General features: G+C 73.9%; 21 protein-coding genes. 15 read left to right on the top strand and 6 right to left on the bottom strand.

Going from position 1 to position 24,866, the window contains the following annotated elements; translation table 11 throughout:
* Window positions 1–130: 130 nt before the first annotated feature.
* The gene (locus IEY96_RS05780; RefSeq protein ID WP_189193758.1) at window positions 131–1,603 is read right to left on the bottom strand and encodes an NAD-dependent malic enzyme; all 1,473 of its coding nucleotides are present in this window, start codon (window positions 1,601–1,603) and stop codon (window positions 131–133) included.
* A 196-nt stretch (window positions 1,604–1,799) separates the two neighbouring features.
* Here IEY96_RS05780 and hflX point away from each other — a divergent pair, with 196 nt between their 5' ends.
* Together hflX and IEY96_RS05770 are read left to right on the top strand one after the other, a co-directional pair.
* Entirely contained in the window at window positions 1,800–3,263 is a 1,464-nt protein-coding gene (gene hflX, locus IEY96_RS05775; RefSeq protein WP_189193757.1) for a GTPase HflX, read from the top strand.
* 50 nt (window positions 3,264–3,313) lie between these two features.
* A complete protein-coding gene (locus IEY96_RS05770; protein WP_189193756.1) occupies window positions 3,314–4,903 on the top strand; it encodes a hypothetical protein in 1,590 nt (529 codons plus the stop codon).
* A gap of 54 nt (window positions 4,904–4,957) precedes the next feature.
* On the opposite strand, the gene lexA is transcribed toward IEY96_RS05770, so the two are convergent.
* Window positions 4,958–5,740: a transcriptional repressor LexA gene (gene lexA, locus IEY96_RS05765; RefSeq protein WP_189193755.1), complete on the bottom strand. Its 783-nt coding sequence runs from the start codon at window positions 5,738–5,740 to the stop codon at window positions 4,958–4,960.
* A 545-nt stretch (window positions 5,741–6,285) separates the two neighbouring features.
* On the opposite strand from lexA, the gene nrdR reads away from it, so the two are divergent.
* The 4 genes from nrdR (at window position 6,286) to IEY96_RS05745 (ending at window position 11,642) form a co-directional block, all read left to right on the top strand.
* Window positions 6,286–6,780, top strand: a complete 495-nt coding sequence (gene nrdR / locus IEY96_RS05760; protein ID WP_189193754.1) for a transcriptional regulator NrdR — start codon at window positions 6,286–6,288, stop codon at window positions 6,778–6,780.
* A 34-nt stretch (window positions 6,781–6,814) separates the two neighbouring features.
* Window positions 6,815–9,712 carry a vitamin B12-dependent ribonucleotide reductase gene (locus IEY96_RS05755; RefSeq protein ID WP_189193753.1) on the top strand — a complete coding sequence of 966 codons (2,898 nt, stop codon included), beginning with the start codon at window positions 6,815–6,817 and terminating at the stop codon, window positions 9,710–9,712.
* 112 nt (window positions 9,713–9,824) lie between these two features.
* On the top strand, window positions 9,825–10,760 hold the full coding sequence (locus IEY96_RS05750; protein WP_189193752.1) for a DUF2332 domain-containing protein: 936 nt from the start codon (window positions 9,825–9,827) through the stop codon (window positions 10,758–10,760).
* A gap of 147 nt (window positions 10,761–10,907) precedes the next feature.
* Entirely contained in the window at window positions 10,908–11,642 is a 735-nt protein-coding gene (locus IEY96_RS05745) for a nucleotidyltransferase domain-containing protein (protein ID WP_189193751.1), read from the top strand.
* Window positions 11,643–11,777: 135 nt separating this feature from the next.
* On the opposite strand, the gene IEY96_RS05740 is transcribed toward IEY96_RS05745, so the two are convergent.
* From IEY96_RS05740 to IEY96_RS05730, 3 genes are all read right to left on the bottom strand, one after another.
* The gene (locus IEY96_RS05740) at window positions 11,778–12,998 is read right to left on the bottom strand and encodes an RNA polymerase sigma factor (protein ID WP_373293525.1); all 1,221 of its coding nucleotides are present in this window, start codon (window positions 12,996–12,998) and stop codon (window positions 11,778–11,780) included.
* Window positions 12,999–13,030: 32 nt separating this feature from the next.
* Complete coding sequence (locus IEY96_RS05735; protein WP_189193749.1) at window positions 13,031–13,372, bottom strand: YciI family protein; 342 nt, start codon at window positions 13,370–13,372, stop codon at window positions 13,031–13,033.
* 96 nt (window positions 13,373–13,468) lie between these two features.
* A complete protein-coding gene (locus tag IEY96_RS05730; protein WP_189193748.1) occupies window positions 13,469–14,725 on the bottom strand; it encodes an MFS transporter in 1,257 nt (418 codons plus the stop codon).
* A 157-nt stretch (window positions 14,726–14,882) separates the two neighbouring features.
* On the opposite strand from IEY96_RS05730, the gene IEY96_RS05725 reads away from it, so the two are divergent.
* From IEY96_RS05725 to IEY96_RS05700, 6 genes are all read left to right on the top strand, one after another.
* A complete protein-coding gene (locus tag IEY96_RS05725; protein WP_189193747.1) occupies window positions 14,883–15,524 on the top strand; it encodes a class I SAM-dependent DNA methyltransferase in 642 nt (213 codons plus the stop codon).
* Window positions 15,521–16,498, top strand: a complete 978-nt coding sequence (locus IEY96_RS05720) for an asparaginase (protein ID WP_189193746.1) — start codon at window positions 15,521–15,523, stop codon at window positions 16,496–16,498. Before IEY96_RS05725 ends, IEY96_RS05720 begins: the two co-directional genes overlap by 4 nt.
* A 43-nt stretch (window positions 16,499–16,541) precedes the next feature.
* A complete protein-coding gene (locus IEY96_RS05715) occupies window positions 16,542–16,784 on the top strand; it encodes a DUF5522 domain-containing protein (RefSeq protein ID WP_189193745.1) in 243 nt (80 codons plus the stop codon).
* A 91-nt stretch (window positions 16,785–16,875) separates the two neighbouring features.
* Window positions 16,876–17,430, top strand: coding sequence for an RNA polymerase sigma factor (locus IEY96_RS05710; RefSeq protein ID WP_229791414.1), 555 nt, complete (start codon window positions 16,876–16,878; stop codon window positions 17,428–17,430).
* A complete protein-coding gene (locus IEY96_RS05705) occupies window positions 17,423–18,682 on the top strand; it encodes a sialidase family protein (RefSeq protein WP_189193744.1) in 1,260 nt (419 codons plus the stop codon). Before IEY96_RS05710 ends, IEY96_RS05705 begins: the two co-directional genes overlap by 8 nt.
* A 129-nt stretch (window positions 18,683–18,811) precedes the next feature.
* Complete coding sequence (locus IEY96_RS05700; protein WP_189193743.1) at window positions 18,812–19,360, top strand: hypothetical protein; 549 nt, start codon at window positions 18,812–18,814, stop codon at window positions 19,358–19,360.
* Window positions 19,361–19,387: 27 nt separating this feature from the next.
* Here IEY96_RS05700 and IEY96_RS05695 read toward each other — a convergent pair whose 3' ends face one another.
* Entirely contained in the window at window positions 19,388–20,074 is a 687-nt protein-coding gene (locus tag IEY96_RS05695) for an iron-dependent transcriptional repressor DtxR (protein WP_189193742.1), read from the bottom strand.
* 98 nt (window positions 20,075–20,172) lie between these two features.
* Here IEY96_RS05695 and IEY96_RS05690 point away from each other — a divergent pair, with 98 nt between their 5' ends.
* From IEY96_RS05690 to IEY96_RS05680, 3 genes are read left to right on the top strand one after another with little or no spacing between them, the layout of a single operon-like run.
* Window positions 20,173–21,030 carry a sulfurtransferase gene (locus IEY96_RS05690; RefSeq protein ID WP_189193741.1) on the top strand — a complete coding sequence of 286 codons (858 nt, stop codon included), beginning with the start codon at window positions 20,173–20,175 and terminating at the stop codon, window positions 21,028–21,030.
* A gap of 47 nt (window positions 21,031–21,077) precedes the next feature.
* Window positions 21,078–22,259 carry an acetoin utilization protein AcuC gene (locus tag IEY96_RS05685; RefSeq protein WP_189193740.1) on the top strand — a complete coding sequence of 394 codons (1,182 nt, stop codon included), beginning with the start codon at window positions 21,078–21,080 and terminating at the stop codon, window positions 22,257–22,259.
* Between the two features lie 25 nt (window positions 22,260–22,284).
* Complete coding sequence (locus tag IEY96_RS05680) at window positions 22,285–24,840, top strand: bifunctional acetate--CoA ligase family protein/GNAT family N-acetyltransferase (protein ID WP_189193739.1); 2,556 nt, start codon at window positions 22,285–22,287, stop codon at window positions 24,838–24,840.
* Window positions 24,841–24,866: the final 26 nt, after the last annotated feature.

Here is a 24,866-nt window from a genome sequence, read left to right as displayed (position 1 = left end):
CTGAAACAGGCCCGTTCCCGACGCAAACTTCTTGATCAACACCTGAAGGCGCCGGGGGCGCGCCGCCGGGGCCGGGTTTGGGTGCATCTGTTGTCGCGCTAGCGACCACAGATGCACCCACAAGGCGCTGTCAGGGGGTGGCGCTGGCGTTGGCCGCGATTTCCGGGAGGTCGGCGGGGCCCGGGTCGGCGGCCGGCGGGGGTGTCGTGGCCGGGTTCTGGGCGGCGGCGCGGACGGCGGCGGCCACCGCGGGGGCGACCCGCGAGTCGAAGACGCTCGGCACGATCACCGTCGGGTTGATCTTGTCTTCGCCGACCACGTCCGCGATGGCCCGGGCCGCCGCGATCGCCATCTCCTCGGTGAACTCCTCGGCGTGCGCGTCGAGCATGCCGCGGAAGACGCCCGGGAAGGCGAGCACGTTGTTGATCTGGTTCGGCTGGTCGGAGCGGCCGGTGGCGACCACGGCGGCGTACTTGCGGGCCTCCCGCGGGTCCACCTCGGGGTCGGGGTTGGCCAGCGCGAAGACGATGGCGTCCTTGGCCATGGTGGCGATGTCCTCGCCGGTGAGCAGGTTCGGCGCGCTCACCCCGATGAACACGTCCGCGCCGCGCACCGCGCCGGGCAGGTCGCCGGAGTAGTTCTCCTTGTTGGTGTGCTCCGCCAGCCACTGCCAGGCCGGGTTGAGGTCGGGCAGCCCGCGGTGCAGGGCGCCCTGCCGGTCGTACGCGATGATGTCGCCCACGCCCTGCCGCAGCAGCAGCTTCATGATCGCGGTGCCGGCCGCGCCGGCGCCGGAGACCACGACCCGCACGTCCGAGAGGTGCTTGCCCACCACCCGCAGCGCGTTGGTCAGCGCGGCCAGCACGCAGATCGCGGTGCCGTGCTGGTCGTCGTGGAAGACCGGGATGTCCAGGGCCTCGCGCAGCCGGGCCTCGATCTCGAAGCAGCGCGGCGCGGCGATGTCCTCCAGGTTGATGCCCCCGTACGCGGGCGCGATCGCCTTGACGATCTGCACGATCTCGTCGGTGTCCTGGGTGTCCAGCACCACCGGCCAGGCGTCCACCCCGCCGAAGCGCTTGAACAGCGCGGCCTTGCCCTCCATCACGGGCAGCGAGGCGGCCGGCCCGAGGTTGCCGAGGCCGAGCACGGCGGAGCCGTCGCTGACCACGGCCACGGTGTTGCGCTTGATGGTGAGCCGGCGGGCGTCGGCCGGGTTCTCGGCGATCGCCATGCAGACCCGGGCCACCCCCGGGGTGTACGCGCGGGACAGCTCGTCGCGGGTGCGCAGCGCGACCTTCGAGCTGACCTCGATCTTGCCGCCGAGGTGCAGCAGGAACGTCCGGTCGGAGACCTTGCGGACGTCCACCCCGTCGAGCGCGGTCAGCGCGTCGACCACCTGGTCGGCGTGGTTGGAGTCGGCGGTGTCGCAGGTGAGGTCGACGATCACGTGGGTCGGGTCGGAGTCGACCACGTCCAGGGCGGTGACGATGGCGCCGGCCTCGCCCGCCGCGGTGGTCAGCCGCCCGATGGAGGAGGCGTCCGCGGGCACCGCGATCCGGATCGTGATCGAGAATCCGGCACTCGGCAGTCGGGTGTTGGCCACGTAGAACTCCTCCGTCGGCGCTGAGCGGCTCGCCTGGCATTTCTACTCGCCTGCCCAGGTCGGCCGGCACCCGACCCCGCTACCGGTTAGTAGCGCCACGGGCATATAGCAGGTGCGTCGCGCGTTGGTACGTGTCAGGATGCTCATGCGAACGGGAAATGCCCCGACAAAAGACATAACGGACAGGAGTCGCGGTTTGCGAGAGCAGGAGACCTTCCTTCCCTACGAGGACGACGAGCTCGACGCCACCACGGGCGAGTACGAGCTGTCGGAGCGGCAGGCGCTGCGGCGGGTCCCCGGCCTCTCCACCGAGCTCACCGACATCACCGAGGTCGAATACCGCCAGCTCCGGCTGGAGCGGGTCGTCCTCGTGGGCGTCTGGACCGAGGGGACCCAGGACGACGCGGACAACAGCCTCACCGAGCTCGCGGCGCTGGCCGAGACGGCCGGCTCCCAGGTGCTCGAGGGGCTGATCCAGCGGCGCAACCGGCCCGACCCGGCCACGTACATCGGTCGGGGCAAGGTCGACGACCTGGGCGCGGTGGTGCTCGCCACCGGCGCCGACACGGTCATCTGCGACGGTGAGCTGTCCCCGTCGCAGCTGCGCAACCTGGAGCAGCGCACCAAGGTCAAGGTGGTCGACCGGACCGCCCTGATCCTCGACATCTTCGCCCAGCACGCCAAGAGCCGCGAGGGCAAGGCGCAGGTCGAGCTGGCCCAGCTCGAATACCTGCTGCCGCGACTGCGCGGTTGGGGTGAGAGCCTCTCCCGGCAGACCGGCGGTAGCGGCCGCGGCGGTGGCGCCGGCGGCGGCGTGGGCCTGCGCGGTCCCGGTGAGACCAAGCTCGAGACCGACCGGCGCCGGATCCGGCACCGGATCGCGCGGCTGCGCCGCGAGATCAAGAGCATGGCGACGGTACGCCAGACCAAGCGTGCCCGCCGTTCCCGCAACGCGGTGCCCGCGGTGGCCATCGCCGGCTACACCAACGCCGGCAAGTCCAGCCTGCTCAACCGCCTCACCGGGGCGGGCGTGCTGGTGGAGAACGCGCTGTTCGCCACCCTGGACCCGACCACCCGCCGGGCCACCACCTCCGACGGCCGGCTCTACACCCTCTCCGACACGGTCGGGTTCGTCCGGCACCTGCCGCACCAGATCGTCGAGGCGTTCCGCTCGACGCTGGAGGAGGTCGGCGACGCCGACCTGGTGGTGCACGTGGTCGACGGCACCCACCCGGACCCGGAGGAGCAGGTCCGCGCGGTCCGCGAGGTGCTCGCCGAGGTGGGCGCCGACCGGCTGCCCGAGCTGCTGGTGATCAACAAGACCGACGCCACCGACGAGGAGACGCTGCTGCGGCTCAAGCGGCTCTGGCCGGAGGCGGTCCTCGTCTCCGCGCACAGCGGGCGCGGGGTCGACGGGCTGCGCGAGGCGATCGAGCAGCGGCTGCCGCGGCCGGCCGTCGAGGTCCGGGCGGTGCTCCCGTACGACCGGGGTGACCTGGTGGCCCGGGTGCACCGGCAGGGCGAGGTGCTCAGCACCGCGCACCTGCCCGAGGGCACCCTGCTGCACGTCCGGGTGGGTCAGGCGCTGGCCGCCGAACTCGCGCCGTACCGGGCGGGGGACCGGCTCACCAGCGAGGAACGGGTGGGCGCCGGGCGGTGAGCCGTCCGGCGTCACCCGCCGGAAACGCGGGTCGTGCGACACTTGGCGCCATGCGGCACGCTGTCTCCTCGGTCACGATCGCGCTGAGCCTCGTCGGCGCGGTCGTGGCGCCGGCCGGGGTCGCCCTGGCGGCACCCGCCGCGGCCCCCGTGCTGGCCGTGGCTCCCAAGAAGAAGTGCACCATCGAGGACGAGCGGCTGCGGGAGCTGTCCGGCCTGGTCGCCACCAGCACCGGCTATGTCGTGATCAACGACGGCACCGACATCGCGAGCCGTAAGCGGGTCTTCTTCCTCGACACGAAGTGCGCGATCGCCAAGACCCCGGTCAACTACTCGGGCTCCGGCCCGTACGACACCGAGGACCTGGCTGTCGGGCCGGACAAGAAGACGCTCTGGATCGCCGACACCGGCGACAACGTCGAGGCCAAGACCCGCCGGGAGCGGGTCGCGATCTGGACCATGCCGCTGACCGGGTCGAAGCAGCCGGTGCTGCACCGGCTGACCTACCCGGGCAAGGAGCCGCACGACGCCGAGGCGCTGCTCGTCGGCGACGACAACCTGCCGCTGGTCATCACCAAGGACCTGTCCGGGAAGTCGGAGATCTTCACGCCGACGGCGAAGTTCAAGAGCAGCGGTGACCCCGAGGCCATCCCGATGAAGAAGGTCGGCGAGGTCACCCTCCCCAAGACCAACACCGAGAACAAGCTCGGCGGCCCCGGCCGGCTGCTGGTCACCGGCGCGGCCCGCTCGCCCGACGGCAGCAAGGTGGTGCTGCGCACCTACGGCGACGCCTTCGAGTTCGACGTGACCGGCGGCAACATCGTCGGGGCGCTGACCACCGGCAAGCCCCGGGTCACCCCCCTCGCCGACCCGTTCGGCGAGGCCATCTCCTACACGGCCGACGGCAGGTCCTTCGTCACCGTCTCCGACGGCGGCCTCCTGGACGCCACGGACCCGATCGACATCCTCAGCTACCCCCCGGCCACCACCGGGGTCGAGGCGCTGCCCAACGCCGGCAAGGACGTCACCAAGCCGGCCGCGGAGAAGTCCTGGATCGAGGGGCTCACCCTGGACGAGATCACGTACCTGATCGCGGCGCTCGGCGTGCTCGGCGCGCTCATGGTCGGGGCGGGCATCTTCGGCATCCTGAAGGCTCGCCGCAAGCCGGCGCCGCCCGCAGAGCCCACCGACGACCGTGGCGACGAGTTCCCGGGCAACCCCGGCTACCCGCCGTCGGGCAACCCGCCCGACGCCCCGCCGCGCGGCGGGGTCTACGGCGGCGGTGGCGGCCAGGGCGGGGTCTACGGTGGCGCACCGGCGAACGGCGGGCGCCCGGCCGGCGGGGTCTACGGCGGCGGCCGACCGCAGGGCGGTGGCGGTCGTGGAGGCGCGGTCTACGGCGGCGGCCCCCAGGGCGGTGGTCGCCCGCAGGGTGGCGGCGTCTACGGCGGGGGATCCCCGGGCGGTGGCGGCTACGGCGGCCGGCCCGGCGGCGGTGGCGGCTACGGCCCGGGCCGCGGCGAACCGCCGCGCCGGGAGCACGACCGCCGGGATCCACGCGACGGCGGCTACGGCGACCGGGGCCAGCAGTACGGCCAGTTCTCCGGCGGCGGCCGGGAGTACCGGGGCGACCGCTACTGAGCGCACGAAGAAAGGGGTGACCGCCCGACCGGCGGTCACCCCTTTCTTTTCGTCTCAGATGCGGCGCAGCACGGCGACCACACGACCCATGATGGTGGCGTCGTCGCCGGGGATCGGGTCGAAGGCCGGGTTCTGCGGCATCAGCCAGACGTGCCCGTCGCGTCGCCGGTAGGTCTTCACGGTCGCCTCGCCGTCGAGCATGGCCGCCACGATGTCGCCGACCTCGGCGGTCGGCTGCTGCCGGACCACCACCCAGTCGCCGTCGCAGATCGCCGCGTCGAGCATCGAGTCGCCCTTGACCTGGAGCATGAAGACCTCGCCCTCACCGACCAGCTCGCGGGGGAGGGGGAAGATGTCCTCCACGGCCTGCTCGGCGAGGATCGGGCCACCGGCGGCGATCCGGCCCAGCATCGGCACGTACGCCGGGGCGGGGCGCTGGGCGCGGGCCGCCTCGTCGTCGACGTCGCCCGGGGCCCGGACGTCCACGGCGCGCGGCCGGTTCGGGTCGCGGCGCAGGAAGCCCTTCTTCTCCAGCTCCTTGAGCTGGTAGGCGACGCTGGACGGGGAGACCAGGCCGACCGCCTCGCCGATCTCGCGCACGCTCGGCGGGTAGCCGTGGCGCTCGACCCAGGTGCGGATGAACTCCAGGATCCGGCGCTGCCGGGCCGTGAGGTCGACCGTCGTCGGGTCGGGGAAGCTGCTGACCACCGGGGTGACCGGACGCACGGCGGGCTGGGCCGCCCGGCTGCGCGCGGTGCGGGGTCGACGGGTCGCCGGCGGCCCCGCCCCGTCGATCGGCTGCGGGTTCTTCTGCCGGCTGGCCCGGTCCTCGGTCACGTCCGTCCCTCCCTGGTCGGCGCTGGGTGCCTCGTCGGCTCGTGGTGCGTGCTCAGGTGGTGCTGTCGACCGGTCCGCCGCGATCCGCCGCGCCCGGTCGTTGTTGACCGTATAGGTGAGATCGGCCATTTTCAAACATCTGTACGACCTGTTGTCGGCGTGTCGCCCCGAAATCCTGGATTTCCGAACGCCTGTTCTGATAAATGGTACGTCGCTCTCGAACGCATGTTCCATCTCGACGTCCCGTGACCCGAGCGGCGCCCAGCCGTTGGGTTCCTCGGTACGTCGGGGACGGGGTGGCACGGGTGAGTGATTCTGATGACGCGCCGGACACGCCGGCCAACTTGACCTCGCTAGTGCGACGACATACGGTCGACCCCTAGATGTTGTGGTTGCACGGGCGTAAGTCGCCTACAGGTTGGGTCCGGTTACCGACTGCACTCCCGCACCGCCGACCCGGCGGCGGCCATCGAGAGATGGTGCCGCCGCGGTGACGCGTGCCCGGAGGCGGTCGGCGGGCCGCGGTCGATGAAGGAGGTCAGGCGATGCGGTGTCCGTACTGCCGGCACGCCGACTCCCGGGTGGTCGACTCGCGGGAGGCCGACGACGGTCAGCTCATCCGCCGGCGGCGTTCCTGCCCGGAGTGCGGCAAGCGGTTCACGACCGTCGAGGAGGCGGTGCTCGCGGTGGTCAAGCGCAGCGGGGTGACCGAGCCGTTCAGCCGCACCAAGATCATCGGCGGGGTGCGCAAGGCGTGCCAGGGCCGGCCGGTCGACGACGACTCCATCGCGCTGCTCGCGCAGAAGGTGGAGGAGACCGTCCGGGCCAAGGGGGCCGCCGAGATCCCCAGCCACGAGGTCGGGCTGGCCATCCTCGGGCCGCTGCGCGACCTCGACGAGGTGGCGTACCTGCGGTTCGCCAGTGTCTACCGGTCCTTCGACTCGCTCGCCGACTTCGAGCGCGAGATCGAGACGCTGCGGGAAGCCGCGCGCGCCCGGGAGGGCGCCGGGGCGGTCGAGGCCGCCGGCGCGACCAGCTGAGTTCCACGGATTTCTGACAGTTTGACGACGCGCGGTGGGTGACCGCGCTGACGAGGGGGGCGAGGGCGTGACGACCAGCAAGTCACGGAACAAGGCCGGGACAGGGCTGAAGATCGAGCGCGTCTGGACGACCGAGGGGGTGCATCCCTACGACGAGGTCACCTGGGAGCGCCGCGACGTCGTGATGACGAACTGGCGGGACGGTTCGATCAACTTCGAGCAGCGCGGGGTGGAGTTCCCCGAGTCCTGGTCGGTCAACGCGGCCAACATCGTGACCACCAAGTACTTCCGGGGCGCGGTGGGGACCCCGGAGCGGGAGTGGTCGCTCAAGCAGCTGATCGACCGGGTGGTCGGCACCTACCGCACCGCCGGTGAGGAGTACGGCTACTTCGCCACCCCGGCCGACGCCGAGGTGTTCGCGCACGAGCTGACCTGGATGCTGCTGCACCAGGTGTTCAGCTTCAACTCGCCGGTCTGGTTCAACGTCGGCACGCCGTCGCCGCAGCAGGTCAGCGCCTGCTTCATCCTGGCCGTCGACGACTCGATGGACTCCATCCTGGACTGGTACAAGGAGGAGGGGCTGATCTTCAAGGGCGGCTCCGGCTCCGGCGTCAACCTGTCCCGGATCCGCTCCTCCAGGGAGCTGCTGTCCTCCGGCGGCAACGCCTCCGGCCCGGTCAGCTTCATGCGCGGCGCGGACGCCTCCGCCGGCACCATCAAGTCCGGCGGCGCCACCCGGCGGGCGGCCAAGATGGTCATCCTCGACGTGGACCACCCGGACATCCAGGAGTTCGTGGTCACCAAGGCGCGCGAGGAGGACAAGATCCGCGCGCTGCGGGACGCCGGCTTCGACATGGACCTGGGCGGCGCCGACATCGTCAGCGTGCAGTACCAGAACGCCAACAACTCGGTCCGGGTCTCCGACGAGTTCATGACCGCGGTGGAGAACGGCGGCGGCTTCGACCTGCGCGGCCGGCTCGACGGCCAGGTCATCGAGACGATCGACGCCAAGAAGCTGTTCCGCAGCATCTCCCAGGCGGCCTGGGAGTGCGCCGACCCCGGCCTGCAGTACGACGACACCATCAACGACTGGCACACCTGCCCGGAGACCGGGCGGATCACCGCGTCGAACCCGTGCTCGGAGTACCTGCACCTGGACAACTCCTCGTGCAACCTGGCCTCGCTGAACCTGATGAAGTTCATGCGCGCCGACGGCGGATTCGAGGTGGAGAAGTTCGTCAAGTCGGTCGAGTTCGTCATCACCGCGATGGACATCTCGATCTGCTTCGCCGACTTCCCGACCGAGAAGATCGGTGAGACCAGCCGCGCCTACCGGCAGCTCGGCATCGGCTACGCCAACCTCGGCGCGCTGCTGATGGCCTCCGGCCTTCCGTACGACTCGGAGCAGGGCCGGGAGGTCGCCGCGGCGATCACCTCGCTGATGACCGGCACCGCCTACCGCCGCTCCGCCGAGCTGGCCGGCGTCGTCGGCCCGTACGACGGCTACGCCCGCAACGCGGAGCCGCACAAGCGGGTCATGCGCAAGCACGCCGCCGCCAACGACGCCATCAAGCCGACCGGCACCGTGGCCACCGCGGTCCAGCGCGAGGCCACCAAGCAGTGGACGCTCGGCAACAAGATCGGTGACAAGAACGGCTGGCGCAACTCCCAGGCCAGCGTCCTCGCGCCGACCGGCACCATCGGCTTCATGATGGACTGCGACACGACCGGCGTGGAGCCGGACCTGGCGCTGGTCAAGTTCAAGAAGCTGGTCGGCGGCGGCTCGATGCAGATCGTCAACCAGACCGTGCCGCGCGCGTTGCGCAGCCTCGGCTACCCCGAGGAGCAGGTCGAGGCGATCGTCGAGCACATCGCCGACCACGGCCACGTGGTGGACGCCCCGGGCCTCAAGCCGGAGCACTACCCGGTCTTCGACTGCGCCATGGGGGAGCGGTCGATCGCCCCGATGGGCCACGTGCGGATGATGGCGGCGATCCAGCCGTTCGTCTCCGGCGCGATCTCCAAGACGGTCAACATGCCCGAGCAGGCCACCGTCGAGGACGTCGAGAAGATCTACTTCGAGGGCTGGAAGCTCGGCCTCAAGGCGCTGGCGATCTACCGGGACAACTGCAAGGTCGGCCAGCCGCTGTCGGTGGCCAAGTCCAACAAGACCGCCGCCGAGACCCAGGCCCCGGCAGCCGCGGTCGAGAAGGTCGTGGAGAAGGTCGTGGAATACCGGCCGGTCCGCAAGCGGCTGCCGAAGAAGCGCCCGTCGGAGACCATCTCGTTCTCGGTCGGCGGCGCGGAGGGCTACCTCACCGCCTCGTCGTACCCGGACGACGGCCTCGGCGAGGTCTTCCTCAAGATGTCGAAGCAGGGCTCGACCCTGGCCGGCGTGATGGACGCCTTCTCGGTGGCCATCTCCATCGGTCTCCAGTACGGCGTCCCGCTGGAGACGTACGTCAGCAAGTTCACCAACATGCGCTTCGAGCCGGCCGGCATGACCGACGACCCGGACGTGCGCATGGCGGCCTCCGTGATGGACTACATCTTCCGTCGCCTGGCCCTGGACTTCCTGCCGTACGAGCGCCGCGCGGAGCTGGGCATCTTCACGGCCAAGGAGCGGGCCGCCCAGCTCGCGGCCGAGGCGGAGGCGGAGGCGAGCGGTGCGGACCTCACCGCGATGGCCGCCTCCGCCCCGGTCGAGGCGCCCGAGCCGAAGACCGGCCCGGTGGCCCAGCCGGCGCAGGAGATGGCCGAGGTGGCCGCCGCCAAGCCGGCGCCGTCGGTGGGTTCCAGCACCGAACTGCTGGAGGCCGTGATCGGCAAGGCCGCGGACGCGCCGCTCTGCTTCACCTGCGGCACCAAGATGCGGCCCGCCGGTAGCTGCTACGTCTGCGAGGGCTGCGGCTCGACCAGCGGCTGCAGCTGACGTACGACCGCTCGTGAGCGCGGCAGGGACATCCCTGCCGCGCTCGCGGCTTTCCGGGGACGGGACGAAGCTCACGTCGCCCGCGACGGCGTCCGGCTGGGATGCTCGGGCCATGACCACCGGGGACCGCTACGCCACCTTCGCCGCGCGGGAGGCGCGCGGGGTGTCGCACGCGTACGAGCGGCTGTCGGAGGCGGTCTCCCGCGACGACGAGCTGCTGGCCCGGGTCGACACCCTGCCGCCGGCCAAGCGCCAGCCGAACCTGCTCTTCGCCGTTGTCCGGCTGCTCGGCGGCCCCGTCACGGATCCGGCCGCCTTCCGCGCGTACGTGCTGGCGAACTGGCCGGCCGTCGAGGCGGAGCTTCGGGTCCGGGCCACGCAGACCAACGAGCCGGGCCGGTGTGCCGTACTCCTGCCGGTGCTGGCGGCGCTGCCGCAGCCGCTCGCCCTGCTGGAGGTCGGCGCCTCCGCGGGCCTGAATCTCTACCCCGACCGGTACGCCTACCGCTACGGCGACCACCCGCTCGGCACGGGTGAACCGGTCCTCGACTGCGCGATCAGCGGGACGGCGCCCCCGGCCCGCCGGCCCGAGGTGGTGTGGCGGGCCGGCCTGGACCTCAATCCGCTCGACGTGACCGACCCGGCCGACGTGGCGTGGCTGGACGCGCTCATCTGGCCGGAGCACGGGCACCGCCGCGAGCGGTTGCGGGCCGCGTCGGCCGTGGCCGCCGCCGACCCGCCGCGGCTGGTCCGGGGTGACCTCGTGGACGACCTGCCAGCGCTGGCCGCGCGGGCGCCCCGGGACGCGACCCTGGTGGTGTTCCACACCTCGGTGCTGTACCAGGTGCCGCCAGCCCGGCGGGAGGCGTTCGCCGAGGTCGTGCGGGGGTTGCCCGGGCACTGGATCGCCAACGAGGACCCCGACGTGCTGCCGTACGCGGCGCTGCCGGAGCCGCCGCCCGGCGGGTTCCACAACGTGCTGGCGCTCGACGGCGAGCCGCTGGCCTGGACCCGCGGCCACGGCCAGGCGATCACCTGGTTCGCGTAGAGCCCTTCGTGCCCGACGACCGGTCCGGACACGGTGAATCTTGGACAGTTTCCGTTCGCTGGGAACGGAAAGTCTCCAAGATTCACCGCCGAGCGCCGGAGGGCGGCGGCTCCGCCGGACCGCATGGACCGTTCGTAGACTGAGGCCATGGTGACGCCGCCCGCCGTGGAGGAGTTCGCCGCCGACGTCGCGGCGCTCGGCTGGGTCACCGACCTGCTGGTCGCGGGGTCGCTGGCGACCGGCGACCACCGGCCCGGTGTCAGCGATCTCGACCTGGTGGCGCTGATCGACGGCCCGGTCGACGCCGCCCGGCAGGCCACGCTCGCGACCGTGCACCGCCGCCTCGACGCGGGCAGCGCCGCCGGGCTGCACCTGGGCTGCGTTTACGTCGACAGCGCCACCATTCCGGACGTCCAGCGGAAGCATCCGACGTGGACACACGGGCAGCTCGTGCAGCGCATCCTGTCCGGGATCACCCGGGTGGAGCTGGTCCGGCACGGGTACGCCGTCTTCGGCCGCCCACCCGGCGAGGCGTTCCCGCCGATGAGCGACGACGACGTGCGGGCCGCCGCCCGCGACGAGCTCACCGGCTACTGGGCCTGGGCCGCCCGGCGACCGTGGCTCTGGCTGGATCCCACCCTCGCCGACCTCGGCCTCACCTCGATGGCCCGCGGCCGGCACGCCCTCCACCACGGCGACCTGCTCACCAAGACCGCCGCGGTCGAGGCGGCCGCCGCCCCGGCCTGGCTGGTCAACCAGCTGCGGGCCCGCCGCCGGGGCGGGTCGGTCACCTCGCCCCGGCTCCGCACCGCCCTGATCGCCTGGCGCGACGCCCGCCGCACGGTGCGCCGGGCCCGCCGTGTCTCCCCTGGTCCATCCTGAGGTTGTTGCCGCGACCCTCCGGCGCGGCGTGCACCGACGTCACATCGAGCTGACATCACGAACGACGCCGACATGACGGCCGACTCAGCCCGACAGGCGCGACCGGCGGGACGGGCACGGCCGGCGGTCGGCGGATCAATCCGCCTCGGTGACCTCGGCGAGGCGGGCGACGAGGAAGGCGCGTTCTGCCTCGTTGTCGACCAGGTCCAGCGCGGCCCGGTAGGCGTCGGCGGCCTCCGCGGGCCGGTCGAGGCGGCGGAGCAGGTCGGCGCGGATGGCGGGCAGGTAGTGGTAGCCGGCCAGGTGGGGGTCGGCGGCCAGGGCGTCGACCTCGGCCAGGGCCGCGGCCGGCCCGTCGACCATGGACACGGCGACGGCCCGGTTCAGCGCCACCACCGGGGACGACCAGCGTTTCAGCAGCTCGTCGTAGAGGCGGACGACCTGGGGCCAGTCGGTCGCCGCGTAGCTGGGCGCGACCGCGTGCAGGGAGGCGATGGCGGCCTGGAGGGCGTACCGGCCGACCCGGCCGGTGCGGAACGCCCCGAGCACCAGGTGGTTGCCCTCGGCGATGGCGGCCCGGTCCCAGCGGGACCGGTCCTGCTCCTCCAGCACCAGCAGCCGCCCGTCGCCATCGGTGCGGGTGGCCCGGCGGGCGTCGGTGAGCAGCAGCAGGGCGAGCAGCCCGCGTACCTCCGGCTCGTCGGGCATCAGGGCGAGCAGCATCCGGGTCAGGTGCACCGCCCGGTCGACCAGGTCGGCGCGGACCAGGCCGGCCCCGGTGGGCGCGGTGTGCCCGGTGGTGAAGAGCAGGTGGATCACGGTGAGCACGGCGTCGAGCCGTTCGGGCAGCTCGGCGGCGTCCGGCACCCGGTACGGGATCCGCGCCGCAGCGATCTTCTTCTTGGCCCGGGTGACCCGGGCCGCCATGGTCGTCTCGGTGACCAGGAACGCCCGGGCGATGTCGCCGGTGGCCACCCCGCAGACCAGGCGCAGGGTCAGCGCCACCTGGGCCTCCCGAGCCAGCGCCGGGTGGCAGCAGGTGAACACCAGCCGCAGCCGGTCGTCCGGGACCGCGTCCCCGCCGGTGTCCTCCGCCATCTCGGCCTCCGCGGGCTCGACGAGCAGGGGCATCTTCGACCGGAACACCTTCTCCCGGCGCAGCACGTCGAGCGCCTTGCGCTTCGCCGTGGCGGTCAGCCAGGCGCCCGGCTTGTCGGGTACGCCGTCCCGCGCCCAGGCGGCCAGCGCGGCGAGGTACGCGTCCTGCACGCACTCCTCCGCCACGTCGAGGTCGCCGGCGACGCGCGCCGTCGCGGCGAGCACGAAGGCCCACTCGCGACGGTGCGCGTCCGCCACGGCGCGTTCGGCGGCGACCGTGGCCGCGTCGCTCACTCGGCCGGCGGCTGGAAGAGCGGCCGGACCTCGACGCCGCCGTCGATGGTCGCCGGGTTCAGCTTGGCGATCTTCAGGGCCACGTCCAGGTCGGGCGCCTCCAGGATGAAGAACCCGGCGACGACCTCCTTGGCCTCGATGAACGGGCCGTCGGTGACCACGTCGCCGCGGATCGCCGTGGCCGTGGTGCTCGGCTGGAGCGCGAACCCCGTGACGATCTGCCCGCCCAGCTCGGCGACCTGGTCCCCGTACCGCTCCAGCAGGGCCACGTAGTCCGGGGTCAGGTCCATCGGGTCGGCGGGCGCGGGCGAGTAGATGAGGACTGCGTACTGGGCCATCGGTCTCTCCTTGAGGTTGTCGTTTCCCTCTTCCGTCTCACCGACGGACGGGCGCGGCCGGATTCGACAGCGGCCCGGGAAAAATCTTGCCTCTTTTCACGGTGTCGCGAAGTCCCGCATCCGGCGCAGCGGAGACAGGACCACGAACAGCGCCGCGCTCCACATGCCGAGCACGCAGACCAGCAGCGCCGGGCGCAGCCCGAGCCGGGTGCCGAGGGCGCCGCCGAGCAGGGCGCCGAGCGGGATGGCGCCGTAGCAGATCCAGAGGAACGCGGCGTTGACCCGGCCGAGCAGCCGGGCCGGGGTGACCCGCTGCCGGTAGGACATGGCCGCCACGTTGAACAGCACCGCGTTGGCCGCGAACGCCGCCGTGCCGACCGCGTAGAGCAGGGCGCCCCAACCGGGCCGGGCCAGCGGCATCAGCAGGTAGAGCGGGCCGGGCGCGGCCATCGACACCCAGATGGTCCGGGCGCCGCCGAGCAGCGCGGTGACCCGTCCGGCCAGCACGCCGGCCAGCAGCCCGCCGACCGAGCCCAGGCTGAACAGGAGGCCGATGGTGGCCGGGCTGGCGTGCAGCACGCGCAGCAGGTACGGCACCTCGATGGCGTGGGCGGCCATGACGAAGAAGTTCGAGGTGGCGGTGCAGGCGAGCACCAGGGCGAGGATCCGCTGCCGGCGGATGAAACCGAGCCCCTCGGTCAGCGCCGCCCGGACCGGCACCCGGACGTTGGCGTGCGGCGCCGGGCGGTGCCGGACCAGCAGCAACGTGACCGCGCTGGCCAGGAAGCTGGCGGCGTCGGCCACGAAGGTACGGGCCGCGCCGAGCAGCCCGACGAGCACGCCGCCGGCGCTCGGCCCGGCCAGCTGGGCCAGGTTCTCGCTCACCTCCAGCCGCGCGTTCGCCGAGGTCAGGGCGTCCGCCGGGACGAGCGCCGGCAGCAGGCTCCGGTACGCCACGGTGAACGCGACGGTCAGCACGCCGGTGAGCCCGACCACCGCGTACAGGAAGGCCAGGGTGAGGTGCCCGACCAGGGCGACCACCGGCACCGACAGCAGCAGCGCCGCGCGACCCAGGTCGCACGCGATCATCAGCCGCCGCTGGTCGACCCGGTCCGCCAGCATCCCGGCGGGCAGCGAGAAGACGAGGTACGGCAGCCAGGCCAGGAAGGTGAGCAGCGAGACCTGGAAGACGGTGGCGTCGAGCACGTCCGCGGCGAGCAGCGGCACCGCCACCCCGGAGATCCGGGTGCCGACCTCGCTGACCGTTTGGCCGCTCCACAGCAGCAGGAAGTCCCGGCTGCGCCACAGCGAGGTGCGGGTTCCGGTCGTGGGGGGCGTGAGTTGCTGGGTCACCGCTGGGGCCTGTCCGTCGGGGTCACGTGCGACCCGGCACGGTATCCCGCCGGCCCGCCGCGGGGCGCGGCATTTCCGCCGGCCGGAGGCGTCCGTGGCCTACCCGGGGTCGGGTGCGGGCGGACGCCGGGCCGGCCGGGGACTAGGGTCGGGTTTCATGATCGAACCGAACTGGCTCACCGAGACGCGCGCCGCCTACGACACGGTGGCCGTGGACTACGCACGGCTGATCCCCGACGTGCTGGAGGGCCCGCTCGACCGGGGGATGCTGGCCGCGTTCGCCGAGCTGGTGGGGCCCGGCCGGCCGGTGCTGGAGGCGGGTTGCGGGACCGGCCGGATCACCGCCCACCTGCGCGGTCTCGGGCTCGACATCTCCGGGGTCGACCTCTCCCCGGGCATGCTCGAGGTGGCCCGCCGGAACCATCCGGAGCTGCGCTTCGAGGTCGGCTCGATGACCGCGCTCGACATCCCCGACGCGGCGCTGGCCGGCCTCGTGGCCTGGTACTCGATCATCCACCTGCCGCCGGACCTGCTGCCCGAGGTGTTCGCCGAGTTCCACCGGGTGCTCGCCCCGGGCGGTCACCTGCTGATCGCGGTCAAGGCCGGCGACGAGCGGATCCGGCTGGAGCAGGCGTACGGCCACACCGTCTCGTACGACGTGTACTGGCTGCCGCCGGACCGGCTGGCCGAGCAGCTCACGGCGGCCGGGCTGGCCGTGCACGCCACGCTGGTCCGCGAAGCGGAGGAACTCGACCGGGGACCGCAGGCGTTCCTGCTCGCCCGCAAGGCCGAGCGGTGACCGTCGCGCTCTTCACGCTGGGCGGCACGATCGCCATGGCGGGCACCGGCTCCGGGGGAGTGGTCAGCCGGCTCACCGGCGCCGACCTCACCGCCGCCGTACCGGGGCTGGCCGGCATCCCGCTCGACGTGCGGGACGTCGAGGCGGTGCCGAGCGCCGCCCTGGCGTACCGGCAGATCCTGGACCTGGTGGACGCGGCCGGCGCGGCGGTCGCCGACGGGGCGGCCGGCGTGGTGGTCACCCAGGGCACCGACACCCTGGAGGAGACGGCGTTCCTCGCCGACCTGGTCTGGCCGCACCCCGAGCCGCTGGTGTTCACGGGCGCCATGCGCAACCCCACCCTGGCCGGCCCCGACGGCCCGGCCAACCTGCTCGCGGCCGCCCGGGTCGCCGCCGCGCCGGCCGCGCGGGACCTCGGCGTGCTCGTGGCGTTCAACGACGAGATCCACGCCGCCCGCTTCGTCCGCAAGACCCACAGCACCAGTACGGCCACCTTCGCCTCGCCCAACGCCGGCCCGCTCGGGCACGTCATCGAGGGCGCGGTACGCCTGCTCACCCGCCCGCCCCGACACGCGCCGCTGCCGCCGGTGGACCGGGACCGGCTCGCCGCCACCCGGGTGGCGCTGCACACCGTCACCCTCGACGACGACCTGGCGCTGCTCGACGCGCTCGCGCCGGGCCTGGACGGGCTGGTGGTGGCCGGTTTCGGGGTGGGTCACGTGCCGCCGGACTTCGCCCCGGCGCTGGGCGAGCTGGCCGCGCGGATGCCGGTGGTGCTCGCCTCGCGGACGGGAGCGGGTTCGGTGCTGCGCGACACCTACGGCGCGGTCGGCTCGGAGACCGACCTGCGGCGGCGCGGGTTGGTCTGCGGTGGGCTGCTCGACCCGTACAAGGCCAAGGTGCTGCTCCGGATGCTGCTGGCCGGCGGTGCGGACCGGGCGGCGGTCGAAGCGGCGTTCGCCCGGCACGGCTGAACCGGCGCCGGAGGGGGCCACGCGGGCTCCGTAGACTCGCCCGGTGACCGGAGAGCGACGACCGCTGGCGGACCGGCCGTTGACCGAGCCGCACCCGTCGCGGCTGTCGCCCGACCACCCCGACCGGGAGTGGATCCTGGCCGCGCACACCGCTGCCCTGGCCGCCGGTGAGGCCGGCTACCTCGACCCGGCCACCGGGCTCTTCGTGCTCAGCGCCGGTTTCCTGGCCCGCCGCGGCACGTGCTGCGGGCGAGGATGCCGGCACTGTCCGTACGTGACCGACTAGGTCCACCGCCGAATCTCGTTCGGCAGGATGTCACCGCCCTGCCCGCCCGACAGTCGTACGCAGTGAAGTGATCGACTCGGGAGGGGACGATGTGGACCTGCAGGAGCAGATCAGGCAGGTGTACGCCGCCTCGGCGGCCCGCCTGGTGGCCCAGATGTACGCGATGACGGGCGACTACGCCGAGGCGCAGGACGTGGTGCAGGAGGCGTTCGTCCGGGCGCTGTCCCGGCCGGCCCTGTTCCGGGAGGTGACCAACCCGGAGGCATGGCTGCGGACGGTGTCGTTGAACGTCGCGCGTTCCCGGCACCGTCGCCGGGTGCTGCTGCACGGGTTGGTGCGCTCGGGCCGGCTCGACCCGGCACCGTCCAGCGCTCCGGCGCTCAGCGCCGACCATGTCGCCCTCGTGGCCGCGCTGCAGCGGCTGCCCCGCGAGGCTCGGGAGACGGTCGTGCTCCACCACCTGGCGGACCTGCCGGTCAGCGAGGTGGCGCTGGCGATGGGGTGCTCGGTGGAGGCGGTCAAGACCCGACTGGTCCGGGCACGCCGCGCGCTCGGCGAGCACCTCGCTGACGACGACCGACCACCGCCCTTGCGCGCGTCCACCCGCACGACAGGCCGGACCGAGCAGGAGGTGCGTCATGCCTGAGCTGGACTTCACCGGGCTGAAGGATGCCGCGTACCACGGCTTCAAGCCCCAGTTCGAAAAGGTCGTCGCCGTCGCCCGGCGGCGCCGCCGCCGGCGCGTACTGACCGTCGCGACCGCGGCCATGCTGCTCGCCGGTTCGGGTGTCGCCGTGGCGGCCCGTCCGGACGCTCCGGCGCCGCCGTCGGTGGGAATCAGTGGGGTCCGTACCCCGGACTTCATGCCCACCCCCGGCGGCACACCCAGCCCGGGCACGGATCAAGGGGTGGTGACCGGGCGGCCCGTCGCCGGGGACCTGAACCACATCTACCTGCGCTGGAGCGGGTGCGGCGGGTGCGGGATCCGCTGGGCGGGCACGGAGGACGGCGGTCGGCACTGGCGTACCGGTGATCTGCCGGTGCCCGTCAACGCCACGCTGGACCTGCGGGCGGCCGGACCACGCACCCTGGTCGCCCGGTACGTTCCCCGGTCCGCTCCCGACGACCGCTACGCCGAGTGGATCGCCAGCACGGACGGCGGCAGGAACTGGCGAAAGGTGCAGCCGCGGACGGCGGAGGCGCTGCCGGCGGGCTGGCATGTTCTCGGCCGACGTTCGGGCCCCACCACCGAGCCGCTCGTCGCGGTCGACCCGGCCACCGGAGACGTCGTGCAGCTCGGCCGGCGGTCGACACTGCACAACGCGATGCTGGTGGAGAGCGTGCCCGCCGAAGCGGGCCTGTGGGTCAGCGGGTTCACCGGCGAGCGCACCGCCACCGACGGCCGGATCATCGGGACCGGCGGTGCCGTGGAGGTGAGCCGCGACGGTGGGCGCACCTGGTCACGGCACGCGTTCCCCGACGACCTCACCGCCTCCGACGACGTCGGTGGCCCCGCCGTCGCCACCCGGGACGGGCGCACGGTCTATGCGATCGGTCGGGTGCGCGGCAGCCTCGTCGTGTGGCGCAGCGCGGACGGCGGCACCACCTGGACCCGGGCCGCCGGCACGGCCGCCGTCGGCGACCGCACCATCCGCGCCGCACTGCGGCCGGACGGGGTGCTGGTGGTCCAGGCCGGCATCTCCGCCGGGGAGGATCCCTTGATGCTCGCCAGCTCCGACGGCGGTGCGACGTGGCGCCGCACCGCGTTGGGGCCGGGGGCCGATCCGCGTCCGGTGCCGGGTGGCTTCGTGCAGACCGGCTGGCCGGACAGCAAGGGTGTCTGGCTCTCCACGGACGGCGCGAACTGGAGCTGGCTCGACCCGCCCGAGCTGCCCTGATCGGATCCGGTGCTCCCGGCGGCCGCCCGCCGGGAGCACCCGGGTACTTTCGCCCCCGTCGGGTGCCCCGTACGGTGTTCGACGGAGTTCCGGCGGGGGGCACCCGCCGACGATCGCGGAGGTCTTCCCGTGCGCGCCCGTACCTGGTTGGCCGCTTCGGCCGTACTGCTGACCGCCGGCTGCGCCAGGGAGGTCCCGCCGGTGGCGGCGCCGGCGGCGGAACCGAGGGCCGTCGAGGTCTCCGCGGCCTCGTCGGGCGGGGCGTGCCGGCTGCTCGACTTCGCGGTGATCGCCAAGCACACCGGCGGCAGGTTCGACGTGGCCGCCGCCATGGACAAGGGCGACACCCACACCTGCGTGGTCCGCGCCGAGCAGGCCGTGCTGCCGGAGTTGACCCTCACGGTGACCGACACGTCGATCGACACGTCGACCTTCACCCTGGACGTGCTGCCCCGGGGCGCGAAGAAGGTCACCAAGCTCGGGAAGATCGGCTACCGGCACACGCTGCCGAAGACCGCGAAGGTCGGCCCGACGGCCGAGGTGGGCTGGCTGGCCAGCGAGGGGCGGCTGGCCACGCTGCGCTGGACCAGCCCGCGCGGCACGGCCACGGCGGAGGCCGACAAGGTGGCCGGGAAGCTGGTCAACCTCGCCAAGGTGATCGACACCCGGCAGCTCTGACCGCCGGTCGGGGTGGGATCGGGCGGGTCAGCGGGCCGCGACGAAGACCCGGGAGGCCACCTCGCGGGGCAGCCGCACCCGGTCACCGGAGCGGTCGATGGAGACGCCGTCGCGCTCCTGGGCCACGGTGACCGTGGCGCCCGGGTCGACGCCGGCCGCGTGCAACTGCCGCAGCACGTCCGCGTCGGTCTGCACGCTCTCGCAGATCCGCCGCACCACCACCGGCCCGGAGAGGCCCGGGAAGGCCAGGTTGCGCTCGCCCTCCGCGGTCTCGGTCTCCCGCAGGCCCGGGTCGCCCAGCTCCTCCAGGCCCGGGATCGGGTTGCCGTAGGGCGAGCGGGTCGGGCGGTTGAGCAGGTCGTAGACCCGCTTCTCCACCGCGTCGCTCATCACGTGCTCCCACCGGCAGGCCTCCTCGTGGGCCTCCTCGTAGGGCATCCCGATCACGTTGACCAGCAGCAGCTCGGCCAGCCGGTGCTTGCGCATGACCGAAACCGCCGTGCCGCGGCCCAGCGCGGTGAGCGTCAGGTGCCGGTCGCCCTCGACGGTGAGCAGGCCGTCGCGCTCCATCCGGGCGACGGTCTGGCTGACGGTGGGACCGCTCTGCTTCAGCCGCTCGGCGATCCGGGCACGCAGCGGCGGCACCCCCTCCTCTTCCAGCTCGAGGATGGTGCGCAGGTACATCTCGGTCGTGTCGACCAGGTCATGCTTCACGTCAGCGGCCCTCCGGCGTTCGATGCTACCCCGGACCCCCGACGATCAAGGGCCGCCGAACCGCGAGGTCGCTACCCGGATGGTGTTGACTGGACCGCATGTCCGGAACCGAAGACCTGCTGGTCGAGCCCGACCGGCTCGCCGCCGAGCTCGACCGCGCCGACCCGCCCACCCTGCTCGACGTCCGCTGGCGGCTCGCCGGGCCGCCCGGCCGGGAGGACTACCTGGCCGGTCACCTGCCCGGCGCCGTCTTCGTCGACCTGGACACCGAGCTCTGCGGCCGGCCCGGCGCCGCCGGCCGGCACCCGCTGCCCGACCCCGCCGCGCTTCAGGCCGCGCTGCGGGCCGCCGGCGTGCGCGCCGGGCACCCCGTGGTGGTGTACGACGGCGGCGACGGCATGTCGGCCGCCCGCGCCTGGTGGACGCTGCGCTGGGCCGGCCACCGGGCGGTCCGGGTGCTGCACGGCGGCTTCCCGGCCTGGGTCGCGGCCGGCCTGCCGCTCTCCACCGAGGCTCCGGCGCCCCCGCCCGGGGACGTCACGGTCACCCCGGGCGAGCTGCCGGTGCTGGACGCGGGGGAGGCCGCCCGGCTGGCCGCCGCCGACACCGGCGTGCTGCTGGACGTGCGGGCCGCGCCCCGCTACCGGGGCGAGACCGAGCCGATCGACCCGGTCGCCGGGCACATCCCGGGCGCGGCCAACCTGCCCGCCCCCGGGTACGTCGCCGAGGGGCGCTTCCCCGCCGCCGAGGCGCTGCGCGAGCGGTTCGCCGCCGCCGGGGTGGCCGAGGGCGCGCCGGTCGGGGCGTACTGCGGCTCGGGGGTGACCGCCGCCCAGGCGGTCCTGGCGCTGCACCTGGCCGGCCGCCCGGACGCCGCCCTGTACGTCGGCTCGTGGAGCAACTGGGTGGCCGACCCGGACCGTCCGGTGGCCACCGGGGAGACATCCGGCCGCTAGCCGCGCGTGCGGTGGGCCCGTCCCGGGCCGCGTGCGACGATGGCCCCATGGCCGACGACACGGTGGTGGTGTGGGACGAGGCCCTGCTCGGGTACGACATGGGCGACCATCCCCTCGACCCGGTGCGGGTCGAGTTGACCATGGCGCTCGCCCGCGAGCTGGGGGTGCTGGACCGGCCCGGGGTCCGGCTGGTGAAGCCGGAGCCGGCCGACGACGCGCTGCTGACCCGGGTGCACGACCCGCGCTACCTGGACGCCGTGCGGGCCGCGCCCCGGGACCCGCTCTTCGCCGGCTTCGGCCTCGGCACCTCCGACAACCCGGTCTTCGAGGGCATGCACGAGTCGAGCGCGCTGATCGCCGGGGCGAGCGTGGCCGCGGCCGAGGCGGTCTGGCGCGGCGACGCGCGGCGGGCGGTCAACGTGGCCGGCGGGCTGCACCACGCCATGCCGGCCCGGGCCGCAGGCTTCTGCGTCTACAACGACCCGGCGGTGGCCATCGCCCGCCTGCTCGACCTGGGCGCGGAGCGGATCGCGTACGTGGACGTGGACGTGCACCACGGCGACGGCGTGCAGGAGATCTTCTACCGGGACCCACGGGTGCTCACGGTCAGCCTGCACGAGACGCCGCTGGCGCTCTTCCCCGGCACCGGGTTCCCAGACGAGACCGGCGGCCCGGGCGCGGAGGGCTCCGCGGTCAACGTGCCGCTGCCGCCCGGGGTCGGCGACGCGGGCTGGCAGCGGGCGTTCCACGCGATCGTGCCGTCGGTGCTGCGGGCGTTCCGGCCGCAGGTGCTGGTCACCCAGTGCGGGGCGGACGGGCACCGGCTCGACCCCCTCGCGGACCTGCACCTCTCCGTCGACGGGCAGCGGGCCACCTACCGGACACTGCGCGCGCTCGCCGATGAGCTGTGCGACGGCCGCTGGGTGGCCACCGGCGGCGGCGGGTACGCGCTGGTCGAGGTGGTGCCGCGGGCCTGGACGCACCTGCTCGCGGTGGCCACCGGGGAGCCGCTGGACCCGGCCACGCTCACCCCGCCGGGCTGGCGGGAACTGGCGGCGCGACGGCGGCCCGGGCACGAGGTGCCGCTGCGGATGACCGACGACGTCGACCCGTCGTACCAGCCGTGGCAGCCGAGCGGCGAGCCGACCGCGGTGGACCGGGCCGTCGCGGCGACCCGCAAGGCGGTCTTCCCGCTGCTCGGGCTCGACCCGCACGACCCGCGCGACTGATCCGCCGGGTGGGGAGGGCCGACCGGTGACCACCGTGGAGCAACCGGTGGACGTGCTGCTCAGCGACGGCACGACCGTCCAGCTGCGACAGATTCGTCCGGACGACGCCGAAGCGATCGTGGCGATGCACTCGCGCTTCTCCGAGCGCACCCGCTACCTGCGCTACTTCTCACCGTACCCGCGCATCCCGGAGCGGGACCTGCAACGGTTCGTCAACGTCGACCACCGCGACCGGGAGGCGTTCGTGGTGCTGGCCGGCGACCGGATCGTCGCCGTCGGCCGGTACGAGCGGCTCGGCCCCGCCTCGCCCGAGGCCGAGGTGGCCTTCGTGGTGGAGGACGCGTACCAGGGCCGGGGCATCGGCTCGGTGCTGCTGGAGCACCTGGCCGACGCGGCCCGGCGCTACGGCATCGTGCACTTCGTGGCCGAGGTGCTCCCCGCCAACGGGACGATGCTGCGGGTCTTCTCCGACTTCGGCTACCAGGTCCAGCGCCAGTACGCCGACGGCGTGGTGCACCTGAACTTCCCGATCGCCCCCACCGAGGCGACCCTGGAGGTGCAGCGCGGCCGGGAGCACCGCACCGAGGCCCGCTCGATCGCCCGGCTGCTCGCCCCGCGCGGCATCGCCGTCTACGGGGCCAGCACCACCGGCCAGGGGGTCGGCGCGGCCCTGCTCGGGCACCTGCGCGACGGCGGGTTCACCGGCGCGATCGTCCCCGTGCACCCGACCGCGGCCACCGTGGCGGGGCTGCCCGCGTACCCGTCGGCGGCCGACGCCGGCGAGGACGTCGACCTGGCCGTGGTGGCCGTCGCCCCCGAGGCGGTGACCGAGGTGGTCGCCGACGCCGCGAAGGCCGGCGCGCACGGGCTGGTGGTGATCTCCGCCGGGTTCGCCGAGTCCGGCCCGGCCGGGGCGGCCGCCCAGCGCGCCCTGGTCCGCGCCGCCCACCTGGCCGGCATGCGGGTGGTCGGCCCGAACTGCCTCGGCGTGGCCAACACCGACCCGGCGGTACGCCTCAACGCCACCCTCGCCCCGGTGCTGCCCGCCCCCGGCCGGGTCGGCGTCTTCAGCCAGTCCGGTGCGTTCGGGGTGGCCCTGCTCGCAGAGGCGTCCCGGCGCGGCCTCGGCCTGTCCAGCTTCGTCTCCGCCGGCAACCGGGCCGACGTCTCCGGCAACGACCTGCTCCAGTACTGGCAGGACGATCCCGGCACCGACGTCATCACCCTCTACCTGGAGACGTTCGGCAACCCGCGCAAGTTCGCCCGGCTGGCCCGGCGGATCGGCCGCAGCAAGCCGGTGGTGGCGCTCGCCTCGCTGGCCCGCCCGCCGGGGGTCGGTGACGCCCCGGCCCTGGACGCCGCCGCGGTCAGCGCGCTCTTCGCCCAGTCCGGGGTGATCCGGGTGGACACCGTCGCCGAACTGCTCGACGTCGGCGTGCTCCTGGCCCACCAGCCGCTGCCGGCCGGCCGCCGGGTCGCCGTGGTGGGCAACTCCTCGGCGCTGACCGGGCTGGCCGCCACGGCCTGCGCGGCCCAGGGCCTCACCGTGGCCGACGGCTACCCGCACGACGTCGGCCCCCGGGCCACCGCCGCCGAGTACGCCGCCGCGCTCGCCGCCTCCGCCGCCGACGAGCGGGTGGACGCGGTGGTGGCGGTCTTCGCGCCGCCGCTGCCCGGCCAGCTCACCGACCCGGAGGGCGACTTCACCGCCGCGCTGCCCGACGCGCGGACCACCGGGAAGCCGGTGGTGGCCACCTTCCTCGCCGGCCGGGTGCCCGTCGGGGTGCCCGCGTACCCGAGCGTGGAGGAGGCGGTCCGGGCCCTGGCCCGGGTCACCACGTACGCCGACTGGCTGCGCCGCCCGCCCGGCGTGCTGCCCGAGCTGGACCGGGTCGACCGGTCGGCGGGGCAGGCCGCGCTGCGCCCCGACGGGGCGGAAACGGCGGCGCTGCTGCGCGCGTACGGGATAGACGTGGTGGAGTCGGCGCCGGCGCGCTCGGTCGAGGAGGCGGTGGCGGCGGCGGAACGGCTCGGCTGGCCGGTCGCCCTCAAGGCGGCCGCCTCCGGGCTGCGGCACCGCCTCGACCTGGGCGCGGTGCGGCTCGACCTGGCCGACGCCGCCGCGCTGCGCCGCGCGTACGCCGAGATGGCCCCGGTGTTCGGCGCGGACGTGCTGGTGCAGCCGATGGTGCCGCCCGGGGTGGCCTGCGTGGTGGAGCTGGTGGAGGACCCGGCGTTCGGGCCGGTGGTCGGCTTCGGCCTGGGCGGCGTGGCCACCGAGCTGCTGGGCGACCGGGCCTGGCGGGCGGTGCCGCTGACCGACCGGGACGCCGCCGAACTGGTCGACGAGCCACGGGCCGCGCCGCTGCTGCGCGGGCACCGGGGCGCCGCGCCGGTGGACCGGGCCGCCCTGGTCGACCTGCTGCTGCGGGTCGGGCGGCTCGCCGACGAGCAGCCCCGGGTGCGGTCGCTCACCCTCAACCCGGTGCTGGCCCGGCCGGACGGCATCTCGGTGCTGCACGCCACCGTCCGCACCGGCGCCGAGGCGCCCCGCCCCGACACCGGCCCGCGCCGGCTGTGAGGCTCAGGCCCCGGCTTCAAGCGCGA

Origin of the sequence: Micromonospora fulviviridis, assembly GCF_014648395.1 — a bacterium.
In the GTDB taxonomy this organism is placed as follows: Bacteria; Actinomycetota; Actinomycetes; order Mycobacteriales; family Micromonosporaceae; genus Micromonospora; species Micromonospora fulviviridis.
This window is presented reverse-complemented; position numbering and strand designations above follow the sequence as displayed.